14 protein-coding genes are annotated in these 12,921 nt (G+C 72.1%); 5 read left to right on the top strand and 9 right to left on the bottom strand.

Annotation, left to right across the window (positions count from 1 at the left end):
* Positions 1-23: 23 nt before the first annotated feature.
* Positions 24-434 carry a Fur family transcriptional regulator gene (locus tag D7231_RS09615; protein ID WP_030368877.1) on the top strand — a complete coding sequence of 137 codons (411 nt, stop codon included), beginning with the start codon at positions 24-26 and terminating at the stop codon, positions 432-434.
* A 69-nt stretch (positions 435-503) separates the two neighbouring features.
* Here the strand turns inward: D7231_RS09615 and D7231_RS09620 are convergent, their stop codons facing one another.
* Genes D7231_RS09620 through D7231_RS38450 form a run of 3 tightly spaced genes read right to left on the bottom strand, consistent with a single transcriptional unit; the run spans position 504 to position 2,242 of the window.
* Positions 504-1,337 (bottom strand): isoprenyl transferase, encoded by an 834-nt coding sequence (locus D7231_RS09620; RefSeq protein ID WP_120754508.1) that lies wholly within the window; start codon positions 1,335-1,337, stop codon positions 504-506.
* Positions 1,338-1,367: 30 nt separating this feature from the next.
* The gene (gene recO, locus D7231_RS09625; RefSeq protein WP_120754509.1) at positions 1,368-2,114 is read right to left on the bottom strand and encodes a DNA repair protein RecO; all 747 of its coding nucleotides are present in this window, start codon (positions 2,112-2,114) and stop codon (positions 1,368-1,370) included.
* Complete coding sequence (locus D7231_RS38450; RefSeq protein ID WP_228775086.1) at positions 2,111-2,242, bottom strand: recombination protein O N-terminal domain-containing protein; 132 nt, start codon at positions 2,240-2,242, stop codon at positions 2,111-2,113. The genes recO and D7231_RS38450 overlap by 4 nt, the downstream gene beginning before the upstream one ends.
* Before the next feature lie 100 nt (positions 2,243-2,342).
* On the opposite strand from D7231_RS38450, the gene D7231_RS36455 reads away from it, so the two are divergent.
* Positions 2,343-3,467 (top strand): hypothetical protein, encoded by a 1,125-nt coding sequence (locus D7231_RS36455; protein ID WP_158673729.1) that lies wholly within the window; start codon positions 2,343-2,345, stop codon positions 3,465-3,467.
* Between the two features lie 17 nt (positions 3,468-3,484).
* Here D7231_RS36455 and D7231_RS09640 read toward each other — a convergent pair whose 3' ends face one another.
* Complete coding sequence (locus D7231_RS09640; RefSeq protein WP_120754630.1) at positions 3,485-4,222, bottom strand: TerB family tellurite resistance protein; 738 nt, start codon at positions 4,220-4,222, stop codon at positions 3,485-3,487.
* A gap of 279 nt (positions 4,223-4,501) precedes the next feature.
* Positions 4,502-6,271 carry a 2-isopropylmalate synthase gene (gene leuA, locus D7231_RS09645; protein ID WP_120754510.1) on the bottom strand — a complete coding sequence of 590 codons (1,770 nt, stop codon included), beginning with the start codon at positions 6,269-6,271 and terminating at the stop codon, positions 4,502-4,504.
* Between the two features lie 300 nt (positions 6,272-6,571).
* Here leuA and D7231_RS09650 point away from each other — a divergent pair, with 300 nt between their 5' ends.
* Positions 6,572-7,630 carry a M4 family metallopeptidase gene (locus D7231_RS09650; protein WP_120754511.1) on the top strand — a complete coding sequence of 353 codons (1,059 nt, stop codon included), beginning with the start codon at positions 6,572-6,574 and terminating at the stop codon, positions 7,628-7,630.
* A gap of 29 nt (positions 7,631-7,659) precedes the next feature.
* The gene (locus D7231_RS09655; protein WP_120754512.1) at positions 7,660-7,926 is read left to right on the top strand and encodes a protealysin inhibitor emfourin; all 267 of its coding nucleotides are present in this window, start codon (positions 7,660-7,662) and stop codon (positions 7,924-7,926) included.
* 13 nt (positions 7,927-7,939) lie between these two features.
* Here D7231_RS09655 and era read toward each other — a convergent pair whose 3' ends face one another.
* The 3 genes from era to D7231_RS09670 form a co-directional block, all read right to left on the bottom strand.
* Positions 7,940-8,881, bottom strand: coding sequence for a GTPase Era (era, locus tag D7231_RS09660; protein WP_120754513.1), 942 nt, complete (start codon positions 8,879-8,881; stop codon positions 7,940-7,942).
* Positions 8,882-8,953: 72 nt separating this feature from the next.
* Positions 8,954-9,304, bottom strand: a complete 351-nt coding sequence (locus D7231_RS09665) for a cytidine deaminase (RefSeq protein WP_120754631.1) — start codon at positions 9,302-9,304, stop codon at positions 8,954-8,956.
* A 71-nt stretch (positions 9,305-9,375) separates the two neighbouring features.
* The gene (locus D7231_RS09670) at positions 9,376-10,197 is read right to left on the bottom strand and encodes a helix-turn-helix transcriptional regulator (RefSeq protein ID WP_120754514.1); all 822 of its coding nucleotides are present in this window, start codon (positions 10,195-10,197) and stop codon (positions 9,376-9,378) included.
* Positions 10,198-10,325: 128 nt separating this feature from the next.
* Here D7231_RS09670 and D7231_RS09675 point away from each other — a divergent pair, with 128 nt between their 5' ends.
* Entirely contained in the window at positions 10,326-11,780 is a 1,455-nt protein-coding gene (locus D7231_RS09675) for an MFS transporter (RefSeq protein ID WP_199739331.1), read from the top strand.
* A gap of 67 nt (positions 11,781-11,847) precedes the next feature.
* Here D7231_RS09675 and D7231_RS09680 read toward each other — a convergent pair whose 3' ends face one another.
* The gene (locus D7231_RS09680; RefSeq protein ID WP_120754633.1) at positions 11,848-12,825 is read right to left on the bottom strand and encodes an alpha/beta hydrolase; all 978 of its coding nucleotides are present in this window, start codon (positions 12,823-12,825) and stop codon (positions 11,848-11,850) included.
* Between the last annotated feature and the right edge of the window lie 96 nt (positions 12,826-12,921).

Genomic DNA, 12,921 nt, shown 5'->3' on the forward strand with positions numbered 1-12,921 from the left:
CATGCGAGCTGGAGGAGGCAACTGTGGCGACGGCGGGTCCCCCCGTACGCGGCCGGTCCACCAAGCAGCGGGCAGCGGTCGCGGCCGCGCTCGACGAGGTGGACGAGTTCCGTAGCGCGCAAGAGCTCCACGACATGCTCAAGCACCGCGGTGCGTCGGTCGGCCTGACCACGGTCTACCGCACGCTCCAGTCCCTCGCCGACGCGGGCGAGGTCGACGTGCTGCGCACCAGCGAGGGCGAGGCGGTCTACCGCCGCTGCTCCAGCGGGCACCACCACCACCTGGTCTGCCGGCTGTGCGGCAAGGCGGTCGAGGTGGAGGGCCCCGCCGTCGAGAAGTGGGCGGACTCCATCGCGGAGGAGCACGGCTTCGTGGACGTCGCGCACACCATCGAGATCTTCGGCACCTGCGGGGACTGCGCCGCCAAGCGCTGACCCCGCCGCGTGCACCGAGGGCCCCGGGCGATGCCCGGGGCCCTCGTGCTGTTCTGATCCGCGCTCAGCTCACGCGGAGCCCTGCTCCCCCGCGAGCTGCTCCTCGTTGGGGATCGCCCCGCCGAACCGGCGGTCCCGCGACGCGTACTCCAGGCAGGCCCGCCACAGGTCTCGGCGGTCGAAGTCCGGCCACAGCACGTCCTGGAAGACCATCTCGGCGTAGGCGCTCTGCCAGATCAGGTAGTTGGAGGTGCGCTGCTCGCCCGAGGGCCGCAGGAAGAGGTCCACCTCCGGCATGTCCGGGTAGTAGAGGTACTTCGCGAAGGTCTTCTCGGTGACCTTGGACGGGTCGAGGCGGCCCGCCTTCACGTCCTCCGCCAGCGCCTGCGCCGCGTCCGCGATCTCCGCGCGCCCGCCGTAGTTCATGCAGAAGTACAGCGTGAGCTTGTCGTTGCCCTTGGTCTGCTCCTGGGCGATCTGGAGCTCCTTGGCCACCGAGCGCCACAGCTTGGGCATGCGGCCCACCCAGCGCACCCGGATGCCGAGCTCGTCGAGCTGGTCGCGGGTCTTGCGGATGAAGTCGCGGTTGAAGTTCATCAGGAAGCGCACCTCGTCGGGCGAGCGCCGCCAGTTCTCGGTGGAGAAGGCGTAGAGCGAGATACTCCCGACGCCCATCTCGATCGCGCCCTGGAGCACGTCCAGCACGCGCTCGGCGCCGACCTTGTGGCCCTCGGTGCGCGGCAGGCCGCGGTCCTTGGCCCAGCGGCCGTTGCCGTCCATGACGATCGCCACGTGCCCGGGGACCAGCTCGCCGGGGATCTTCGGCGGCCGCGCCCCGGACGGGTGCGGGTCGGGTGTGCGGTACTCGCGTCGGGAACGGCCCAGAATCCCGCGTCGTGCCATGCGTGCCACTACTCCTTGGTCCCTGTTTCCCTATTTCTCGACATACCGGAGCGAGCGGAGGCCCCGCTCCAGGTGCCAGTGCAGATATGCCGCGACCAGGCCGCTGCCCTCTCTGACGTGGCGCGCCTCGCAGGCGTCGGCCGTGGCCCAGTCGCCGGTCAGCAGCGCACCGAGCAGCCCGATCGCCTCCGAGGAGGGTACGACGCTTCCCGGCACCCGGCACTCGCCGCAGATCACGCCGCCCGCGGCCACCGAGAAGAACCGGTTCGGACCGGGCATTCCGCACCTGGCGCAGGCGTCGAAGCTGGGCGCGTAGCCGTTGACGGCGAGGGAGCGCAGCAGGAACGCGTCCAGGACGAGGCCCGGGGCGTGCTCGCCCGCGGCGAGCACGCGCAGCCCGCCGACGAGCAGCAGATACTGCTGGACGGCCGGTTCGCCCTCGTGGTCGGTGAACCGCTCGGCGGTCTCCAGCATGGCCGTGCCGGCGGTGTACCGGGCGTAGTCGGTGACGATGGAGCCGCCGTACGCGGCGATGGTCTCGCTCTGCGTGCACAGCGGCAGGCTGCGCCCGACGAGCTCGCTCCCCCGCGCGAAGAACTGCACGTCGACGTGCGAGAACGGCTCCAGGCGCGCCCCGAACTTCGACTTGGTCCGCCGCACACCGCGCGCGACGGCCCGCACGCGGCCGTGACCGCGGGTGAGGAGGGTGATGATGCGGTCCGCCTCACCGAGCTTCTGTGTACGCAGCACCACGCCGTCGTCACGGAAGAGACTCATCGCGCACCCCCACGGGTGTCCGGCCGGGGGTCCGGGGGTTGCCCCCCGGGAGAAAACAGCATGATGCGGTCCGCCTCACCCAGCTTTTGCGTGCGCAGCACGATGCCGTCGTCGCGGAAGAGGCTCATGGAGCTATTCTCCCGTACCCACGCGGGCTGAACGCCCGCGCCTCCAAGGGCACAATGTGAGCGCCATGTCGATCTTCCTTCCCCCAGTGAGTTGTTCCCGGTGACCCCCACCCGCCGCCGGCGCCGCAGGCGCCGTCATCCCGTCCGTTCCGCCGCCGCGGCCACCCTCGTGTGCCTGCTCGCCGCGCTCTTCCTGCTGTTCGTCACCGTGCCCGGCAAGCGCGCCGACAGCCGGGCCTTCGCGACGGCGCCCGCGTGCGTGGGCGACGAGCCGGCCCTGGAGTGCCGCAAGACGATCGAGGGCGCGGTGAAGGGCACCGAGACCGTGCCCCGGGGCAAGACGACGCACTACTGGCTCACCATCACCGGCCGCGGCGGTGACACCCACCGCGCGGAGATGGACGGCCCGTCCTCGGTCTACGGCAGGGTCAGGCCCGGCGACCGGGTGAAGGCCACCTACTGGCGCGGCAAGATCCGCTTCGTCGACTTCCGCGGCGCCGTGCAGCTCACCGCCGACCAGCCGAAGGACGCCTACCGCCTGCCGTTCGCGGGCGGCCTGGGGCTGCTCGCGCTCGGCGGCACGTTCGCCTGGCTCACCTACTGGATGGTCCGGCAGGTCGGCAGCCACCCCGCGCGCTACGCCTGGCAGGCCACCGTGCTGCCCTGCGCGGGTGTCCTGATCGGGGTGGTGGCGTTCGTCGCGGCCATGGTCACGGACACGGTGCCGACGGCGCTGGTGCTGACCGGGGCGGGCGCGCTGCCCGTCGTCCTGGGCGCGCTGTGGCGCATCAGGGTGCGCCGCCGGCAGGCGGAGGAGTTCGAGGTCGCCCCGGTCGTGCCGGAGCGGGAGGAGTGCATCGAGGGCGGTGTCGCGGCCCGCACCCCGTACCGCGGCGAGCTCATCGGCCCGTACCTGGTGGTGGGCCCCGGCCTGCTGGCGGTGACGCCCGACCCGGAGGGGCGCGCCCTGCGCAGGGTGCTGCCGCGCACGCTGGTGGTGGAGCGGGTGCGCGTGCCGTACTGGTCGGATCCGTCGGGCGTCACGGCGGAGACCCGCGGCTGGCGAAAAGCGCTGCGCCAGGTGGTCGTGGTCTGCCGCGACGGCGCCGACGAGGTGCTGATCGGCGTGCAGCGCAAGCACGTGCCGTGGGTGCTGGGGGCGCTGCGGCGCCCGGGCCCGGCCGGGGAGCCGCAGGGGGCGGCCGCCTCGGAGAGCAGGGCGTAGCGGCGCCCGCGGCGCCGCTAGGAGGGGGTCCGCGCCGCGGCCAGCAGCCGGTCCGTGTCCTCCGGGGCGAGCATGAGGGCCCGGCCGACCGTGGCGAGGACCTCCCGTTCGGCGGGCCGGTAGGGGCCGTCGGCCAGGGCGATGCGGGCGCCCTGCAAGAGGATCGATTCGCGGCCGGCGGGCGCGAGGTGGGGCGCAAGCGGCTCCAGGGCCTCGTGGAGCTCGATGGCCAGCGCCGTGCCCCGCGGGTCGAAGCCGTCCCGGCCGGCGTAGGGGGACGGGGTGCCCAGGTCGGTGCCGTACGCGCCGGGGAGGCGGCCCGTGTCGGCGGCGAGGGCCTCGATGAGGGTGATCAGCTGCTCCTCGCTGCAATCCACGAAGCCCGCGGCCCGGACGGCGCCCACGGCGGCTCTTCGGACCGTACGGGCCTCGGTGCCGCCCGCGGCGAGGACGGCGAGCGCGACGGTGTGCACGGCGTCGCGCAGCATCGCCGAGAAGCGGGTGGTGGTGGGGTGGTCGAGGGCGTCCGTGCCGTAGCGGGTGCGGCACGCGGAACACTCCACGACCGGCCCGACGGGGCCGCGCGGCAGCAGCGGCAGGCCGAAGGCGACGAGGCGGCGGCGCCCGGTGCGGCGGCGGTAATTGCGGTCGCCGCCGCAGCCGGGGCAGTAGAACTCGCCGTCGCCGACCGTGCGCCACACGGTGCGTACGCCCACCACACACCGGTCCCGGCCGGGTCGGCCCTGCGCGTGCATCACGGCGCACACCTCCATAACGCCACGGCCTCGTCGCCGCGTTGACGTGATGTTAGCCACATCAATGATGCGACGTCAGTACCCCGTGCGCAGCGGGCGGGCGTCATACGGGGGATCTCGCCACGGCACCACCGGATACGGTGGTTTCCCCCGGGGTCCCTTGACGGCTGGCCGCCCCGGTTCGTACGGTGCCGCGCCCCGTAAGGGGCGCGGGGCTGTGTCGATCTGCGGCTCCGCCGCGTGGGCGCAACCAGCCGCATACGGCCCGCAGCCGGGCGCTCAGCCCCGGTAGGCTCGGTTCACCGCCGACACCACGGCCTTGATCGAAGCACGGGTCGTGTTGGGGTCGATGCCGATCCCCCACAGCACCTTCCCGTCGATCACGCACTCGATGTACGACGCGGCGCGGGCGGCCGCGCCCTCGCTCATGGTGTGCTCGCTGTAGTCGAGGACGCGGGCGTCCACGCCGATCGCGGCCAGCGCGTCGACGAAGGCGGAGATCGGGCCGTTGCCCGTACCGGTCAGGACCGCGTCGGCGCCGTCCACGACCGCCTCGACGGTCAGCGCGTCGCCGCCCTCGCCCGTGGTGGAGGTCTGGGTGGAGCGCAGCGCGATCCGGCCCCAGGGGTTGCCGTCGGTGGGCAGGTACTCGTCCTGGAAGACGGACCAGATCTCGGCCGGGGTGACCTCGCCGCCCTCGGCGTCGGTCTTGCCCTGGATGATCTTCGAGAACTCGATCTGCATCCGGCGCGGCAGGTCCAGCTTGTGGTCGTTCTTCAGGACGTACGCGATGCCGCCCTTGCCGGACTGCGAGTTCACGCGGATGACGGCCTCGTAGGAGCGGCCGACGTCCTTGGGGTCGATCGGCAGGTAGGGGACGGCCCACTCGATGTCGTCCACGCCCTTGCCCTCGGCCGCGGCGGTGGCGGCCATGGCCTCGAAGCCCTTCTTGATGGCGTCCTGGTGGGAGCCGGAGAAGGCGGTGTAGACGAGGTCGCCCGCGTAGGGGTGGCGCGGGTGGACCTCCATCTGGTTGCAGTACTCGGCCGTGCGCCGCACCTCGTCGATCTGCGAGAAATCGATCATCGGGTCGACGCCCTGGGAGAACAGGTTCATGCCCAGGGTGACCAGGTCGACGTTGCCGGTGCGCTCACCCTGGCCGAACAGGCAGCCCTCGACCCGGTCGGCCCCGGCCATGACCGCCAGCTCGGCGGCGGCTACGGCGGTGCCCCGGTCGTTGTGCGGGTGCACGGACAGGCAGACGTGCTCGCGGCGGGACAGGTGCCGCGACATCCACTCGAAGCGGTCGGCGTGGGTGGAGGGCGTGGAGCGCTCGACGGTGGCCGGCAGGTTCAGGATGATCTCGCGGCCGTCCTCGGGCTGCCAGACGTCCATGACGCCCTCGCAGACCTCCAGCGCGAAGTCCAGCTCGGTGTCGGTGAAGATCTCCGGGCTGTACTGGAAGCCGAAGACCGTCTCCGCGCCGAGGATCTTGTCGGCGTACTCCACGACCAGGCGCGTGCCGTCGACCGCGATCTGCTTCACCTGCTCGCGCGAGCCGCGGAAGACGACCCGCCGGAAGACCGGGGCAGTGGCGTTGTAGAGGTGGACCGTGGCGCGGTGGGCGCCGCGCAGGGATTCCACCGTGCGCTCGATCAGCTCCTCGCGGGCCTGGGTGAGGACGGAGATCGTCACGTCCTCGGGGATCGCGCCGTCCTCGATGATCGAGCGGACGAACTCGAAGTCGGTGGCACCGGAGGACGGGAAGCCGACCTCGATCTCCTTGTAGCCCATGCGGACCAGCAGGTCGAACATCTCGCGCTTGCGGGCCGGCGACATCGGGTCGATCAGGGCCTGGTTGCCGTCGCGCAGGTCGGTCGACAGCCAGCGGGGCGCCTTGGTGATCCGCCGGTCGGGCCACGTGCGATCGGGGATCTCCACGGCCTCGTAGGGGCGGTACTTGTGCACCGGCATCCCGGAGGGGCGCTGGGTGACCGTGGCGGCGGTCAGCGGGGTGGGACGGCCGACCGAAGCGGGGATCTCGGGCATCTGCGGGGGCTCCTCATGGGTCCTGGAAGGGGCCGGCCGACGGGGCGGGGTCACAGCGTGACCGCAGCACCTCACTCCGCGGGGAGGGGGTCGGCCGATCGACTACAGGCCCTCGCCGCGGCAGCTAAGAAGAAGCAGCCCGAAACGCATGATGCACAGCACGGTAGCCGAGCCGTACGGGATCCGGTACGGGTGTTCCAGCATGCGGGACACGGCCGGGACACGGAACGGCTCCACTCGATTGTGTTAATCGGTGCGCCGGGGCCTGACAAGGCCGGGGGCCGCTGCCAGATTCAGGCCATGAGTGACGACGTGAACAACGTTTTCTGCACCATCGTCCCGCCGCACGTGCTCGACAAGCTCGCACGCGCCGACGACGCCGCGCGGGCCGAGCTCGCCCAGCGCACCCTGGAGCACGACTCCCTCCAGCGCACCCGGCGCCGGGTCACGGCGCTGCGCGGAGTCGCCGCCTCGGCGGGCACCCCTTCCGACAGCCCGCAGCGGACGATTTACGACGCCCAGCACAAGGCGGTCCAGCCGGGCAAGAAGGTCCACGCCGAGGGCGACGCGCCCTCGAAGGACGCGACGGTCAACCGCGCCCACGCCGGGCTCGGCGCCACCTTCGAGCTCTACCTCAAGGCCTACGGCCGGCACTCCATCGACGACGCGGGCCTGCCCCTGGACGCCACGGTCCACTACGGGCAGGGCTACAACAACGCCTTCTGGGACGGCAGCCAGATGGTCTTCGGGGACGGCGACGGGGACGTCTTCCTCGACTTCACCATCCCGGTGGACGTCATCGGCCACGAGCTCACCCACGGCGTCACCCAGCACACGGCCAACCTGGAGTACTACGGCCAGTCCGGGGCGCTGAACGAGTCCGTCTCGGACGTCTTCGGCTCGCTGATCAAGCAGTACGCGCTGGGGCAGACCGCCGACCAGGCCGACTGGCTGATCGGGCAGGGGCTGCTGGGGCCGGGCGTGGACCGCGGGGTCGCCCTGCGCTCCATGAAGGAGCCCGGCACGGCCTACGACGACGACGTCCTCGGCAAGGACCCGCAGCCGGCGACGATGGACGACTACGTCCGCACCTCGCGCGACAACGGCGGGGTGCACATCAATTCGGGCATCCCCAACCACGCCTTCTACCTCGTGGCCAGCCGGCTCGGCGGCAACGCCTGGGAGCGGGCCGGGAAGATCTGGTACACGACGCTGACCGGCGGAAAGCTGGCGTCCGACGCCCAGTTCGCGGACTTCGCCCGGCTGACGGTGGCCGCCGCGCGGGCGCTCTACAACGACGGCGACGAGGTCCAGGCCGTCCTCAAGGCGTGGTCGCAGGTGGGCGTCCCCACCTCGTAAGGCAGGCCGTCCGGGGCGAGAATGGCGCCATGCGGATCGTCATCACCCGGACCGGCGGATTCGCCGGCATCGAGCGCCGGGCCGAGCTGGACACGTCCGGCCGGCCCGACGAGACACATCTGGAGGCCCTGGCCCACCGCGCGCTCGCGCCGGGCCGGGACGCGAGTCCGCGGGGGGTGCCCGACGGCTTCCACTACGAGATCAACGTGGACGGCCGCTCGGTCCACCTCGCGGACCCGCACCTGACCACGGAACAGCGCGAGCTGATCCGCACGGTCCTGAAGGAAGGCGCCTAGCGGCCCCGAACGCCTAGAAGCCCAGCTTCCGCAGCTGCTTAGGATCGCGCTGCCAGTCCTTCGCCACCTTCACGTGAAGGTCCAGGTAGACCGGGGTACCCAGGAGCGCCTCGATGTGCTTGCGGGACTTCATGCCCACCTCCTTGAGGCGGGCCCCCTTCGGGCCGATGATGATGCCCTTCTGGCTGGGGCGCTCGATGTAGACGTTCGCGTGGATGTCCAGCAGCGGCTTGTCCGCCGGCCGGTCCTCCCGCGGCAGCATCTCCTCGACCACGACGGCGATGGAGTGCGGCAGCTCGTCCCGCACGCCCTCCAGCGCGGCCTCGCGGATCAGCTCGGCCACCATGACCTGCTCGGGCTCGTCGGTCAGGTCGCCCTCGGGGTAGAGCGGCGGGCTCTCCGGCAGCATCGGCACGAGCAGGTCGGCCAGCAGGGAGACCTGCTTGTCGCCGACGGCCGACACCGGGATGATCTCCCGCCACTCGATGCCGAGCTCCTCGCCCAGCTTCTGGATGGCGATCAGCTGCTCCGCCAGCGCCTTGGAGTCCACCAGGTCGGTCTTGGTGACGATCGCGACCTTGGGGGTCTTCTTGATCCCGGCCAGCTCGGCCGCGATGAAGCGGTCGCCCGGGCCGAGCTTCTGGTCGGCGGGCAGGCAGAAGCCGATGACGTCGACCTCGGCCCACGTGGTGCGGACGACGTCGTTGAGCCGCTCGCCCAGCAGCGTGCGGGGCTTGTGCAGACCGGGGGTGTCGACCAGCACGAGCTGGGCGTCGGGCCGGTGCACGATGCCGCGCACGGTGTGCCGCGTGGTCTGCGGGCGGTTGGAGGTGATGGCGACCTTCGTCCCCACCAGTGCGTTGGTCAGGGTCGACTTGCCCGCGTTGGGGCGGCCGACGAAGCACGCGAAGCCCGCGCGGTGAGGGGCCTGGGAGGGGGCGGCAGAGCTGTCCATGCTCCACATTCTCCCCGATCCACTTCCCCCCGCCGACCAGCGGGCTCCCCGCCCGCCGCCCCGCGCGCGGCCTCAGCCCGCGGTGACGGTGGCGCGCGGGGCGCCGTCGGGGCCCGCGAGGAGCACAGGGGTGGCGGGGCCGCCCAGGTCCCGTACGGCGGCCCGGTCCTCGTCGGAGACGGCGCCCGCCTCGGAGACGACCGCCGCCGCCTCCAGCGACTTCGCCCCGCTCGCGACGGCCATGGCGACCGCGGTCCGCAACGCGCTGAGCCGCAGCGAGTCGAGGGCGACCGTGCCGGCCGCGTACGTACGGCCCGTCTCGTCCCGTACGGCCGCGCCCTCGGGCACGGCGTTGCGGGCGCGCACGGAGCGGGCCAGGGTGATGATCTTGCGGTCTTCGGGGTCCAGCGTGGTCTCCGTCATACCGGGGAGCATAAAGAGCCCGGGCCCGCCCGCCCCTCCCGGGACCGGGCGCCGCCCCCATCAGCCCCCCGTCAGCCCGCGACCGAGTACATCCCGCCCCGCCGTCCCTCCGGCGAGACCAGCCACTCCAGCTTCGCGGCCGTGCCCGTGTCCGCCACCGGGTTGTGCATGACGATCGTCAGGTCCGGCCGGGCCGGCACGCGCAGCTGCGTGCTCTCCAGGTACAGCGCCCCGGCCACCGGGTGGTCGAACTCCTTGACCAGCTGCCCGCCCGCCTGCACGTCGCCCTGCGCCCACAGCTCCACGAACTCCGGGCTCACCGCGGACAGCTCCGCCACGATCTCCTGGAACCCCTCGTCGCCCGGGCGCTCCGAGCACGCCGCGCGGTACTGCGCGACGACCCGCCCGGCGTTCTGCTCCCAGTTCGCCGCGCGGGCCCGGTAGGCGCGGTCGGTGAAGAAGTCGACCAGGCAGTTCGGCCGCGGCTTCCGGCCGAAGCCGACGACCATGCGGGCCGAGTCGTTGAACGCGATCAGGTTCCAGTACGGGTCCATGATGTGCGCCGGGTACGGCATCCAGCCGTCGATCAGCCGCTGCAAGCCCTCGCACAGGTACTCCGGGTCGTACGGGGACTCCGGCTGCGGCGGGTTCAGCCCGGCCAGCACGTAGAGGTGACGGCGCTCGTCCCCGCTCAGCCTGAGCACGTTCGCCACGGCGTCCAGCACCTGCGGCGAGACGGTGATGTCCCGCCCCTGCTCCAGCCACTGGTACCAGGAGGCGCCCACGCCGGCGAGGACCGCGACCTCCTCGCGGCGCAGCCCCGGCGTGCGCCGGCGGCCCCCGCCGTCCGGCAGGCCCACGTCGGCCGGGGCCACCCGGGCCCGGCGGCTCATCAGGAACTCACGCAGCTCTTGGCGGCGGCGCGCCTGTGCAGTCAACTTTCTCCCCCTTGCCTGGTGGTGCGGCCACCACCATAAACACGCTCTCCCCACGTTTCTTCCGCGCGCCGGAAGGTGGGCGCATGGCGATCGACTCTCCTCCCCGCTCCACCTCCGCCGGCGCGGCCGCCGCGGCCGCGCCGGGCATGTCCGGCCGCGACAAGCTGGTCCTGCTGGTGCTGTGCGCCGCGCAGTTCATCGTGGCCCTCGACTTCTCCATCCTGAACGTGGCGCTGCCCGTCCTGGGCGACGACCTGGGCATGGGCCAGGCGGACCTCCAGTGGGCGGTGACCGCGTTCGCCCTGCCGTCCGGCGGCTTCCTGCTCCTCTCGGGCCGGATCGCCGACCTCTACGGGCGCCGCCGCGTCTTCCTGGCCGGGCTCGCGCTCTTCACCGTGGCCTCCGTGCTCGCCACGCTCGCCTGGGACCCGGCCGTCTTCCTCGCCGGGCGGGCCTTGCAGGGCCTCGGCGCGGCCGTCATCGTGCCGACCGGCATGTCCCTGCTGACCACAACCTTCGCCGAGGGCCCGCAGCGCGAGCGCGCCCTGGGCATCAGCGGCACGCTGCTCTCGCTCGGCTTCACCATCGGCATGGTGCTCGGCGGCGTCATGACCGACACCCTCGGCTGGCGCTCGACGATGGGCCTGCTGGGCGTCGCGGGCCTCGCGATCCTGGCGCTGGCGCCGGGCCTGCTCACCGAGTCGCGGCCCGCGGAGCGGCCCCGGATCGACGTGCCGGGCGCGGTGACCGTCACCGGCGGCCTGCTGGCGCTCATCTACGGGCTGTCGACCGCGGCCCAGCGCGGCTTCGGCGGCGCGGACGTCCTGATCGCGCTCGTCCTGGGCGCGGTGCTGCTGACGGCCTTCGTGGTGGTCGAGTCCCGGGCCGCGGAGCCGCTGGTCTCCCTGCCGATGCTGCGGCGGCCGACGGTCGCCTGGGGGAACCTGGCCGGCCTGTTCACCTTCGCGATGATGAGCACCGTCATCTTCCTGCTCACGCTGTACCTCCAGGAGGTGCTGGAGCTGTCGGCCTTCCGCACCGGGCTCGTCTTCGGCGTGCAGGGCGTCTTCGCCGCCGTCTCCGGCGTCACCGCACCGAAGGTCATCGCCCGCATCGGCGCCCGCGCCACGCTCCTGACCGGCCTGGCCGTGCAGGCCGTGTTCACGGCCGCGCTGCTCGCGCTGGGGCAGGACGCCTCCGGCGCGTGGCTGGCCATGGCGGCGGCGAGCCTCGGCTGCGTGGGGCACCTGTGGGCGATCGTCGCCTACGGGGTGATAGCGACGTCGGGCCTGCCGGACGGCGAGCAGGGTCTGGCCACGGGGCTGGTGACCAGCTCGCAGCAGGTCGGGATGACGATCGGGATCCCGCTGCTGAGCGCGGTGGCCTCGGCCCGGTCCGCGACCCTCTCCGACGGCGGCTCGGACTTCGCGGCGGCCACGCTGGGCGGCATCCGGCTGGGGCTCGGGGTGGACACGCTGATCGTCGTGGCGGTGGCGGCGGTGGTCGCGGTGGGCCTGCGGAAGCGGCGCGCGGCGTGAAAAACACCCGGGGCGGGCTGGAGGGATTCCAGCCCGCCCCGGGTGTGTGCGGAGGGTGATCAGGCGATCAGGAGGAGGGCACCGGCCCCTCCATCTGGTCGCTGATCCACTTCATGGGGTCTTCCATGTTCTTGAGGTACGTGGCGCCGTTGTGGGTGCCGCCCGGTATCTCCCAGAGCTTGGTGTGGACGGGGCCCTTGCCGTACGTGGCCATGAACTTCTTCACGTCGGAGATCATCTTGGCGTTCTCCTTGGTGCCGTACTGGAAGGCGATGTAGACGTCCGGCCCCTTGGCGGCCGCCAGCTGCTTGGCCAGCACCTCGGGGTTGTTCTCCGCCTTCTCCTTCTCGTGGCCCCGCCACAGCGGCGAGTCGGGCACGATGTCCGGGCCGTTGGCGATCGCGGTCTTGAACTTGTCGGGGTGCTTCAGCACGGACTTCAGGCTCGCGAAGCCGCCGGTGGAGGAGCCCATGTAGCTCCAGCCGTCACGCGACTTGATCGTGCGGAAGTTGGCCTTCATCAGGTCCGGGACGTCCTCGGTCAGCCAGGTGCCCATCTTGGCCTGGCCCGGGATGTCGCTGGCGTCCCAGTAGATGCCCTTGTCGTCCGGGCCGGGGTTGAGGATCGGCATGGCCAGCAGGAACGGCTTGCTCTTGCCCTCCTGGTACCACTTGGAGACGCTCTTCTCCAGCGAGAGCTTGTCCGGGCCGAACTCGCCCAGCGACCAGTAGTTGCTGTCGTTCCCGGGGCCGCCGGGCAGGGCGATCATGACGGGGAAGCCGCTGGAGGCGAACTTCGGGTCGTCGGTGTACTCCTTGGGCGCCCACACCCACACCTTGCCCTTGAACCCGGACTTCTTGCCGTCCAGGGTGACGACGCTGACGTGGGTGCCGTCGGCGAGCGTCTTGGCGTTCTTGAAGTCGGCCTGCGGGCCCGTGGGCATCAGCGTCTTCCCACTGGCGTCCGTCCCGCCCCCGCCGCCGGTCCGGCCGTAGCTGACGGGATCCCCCTTGTCGGTGAACGGCGGGATCTCGAAGTAGCTCATCACCGGCCAGGCGATCAGCCCCAGCGTGGCTACGGACGCCACCGCAACGAGCCATCGTCGGGCACGGCGAGCACGGTTGCGGCCGCGGGACTGGTA

Origin of the sequence: Streptomyces klenkii (assembly GCF_003626645.1) — a bacterium.
Lineage (GTDB): Bacteria > Actinomycetota > Actinomycetes > Streptomycetales > Streptomycetaceae > Streptomyces > Streptomyces klenkii.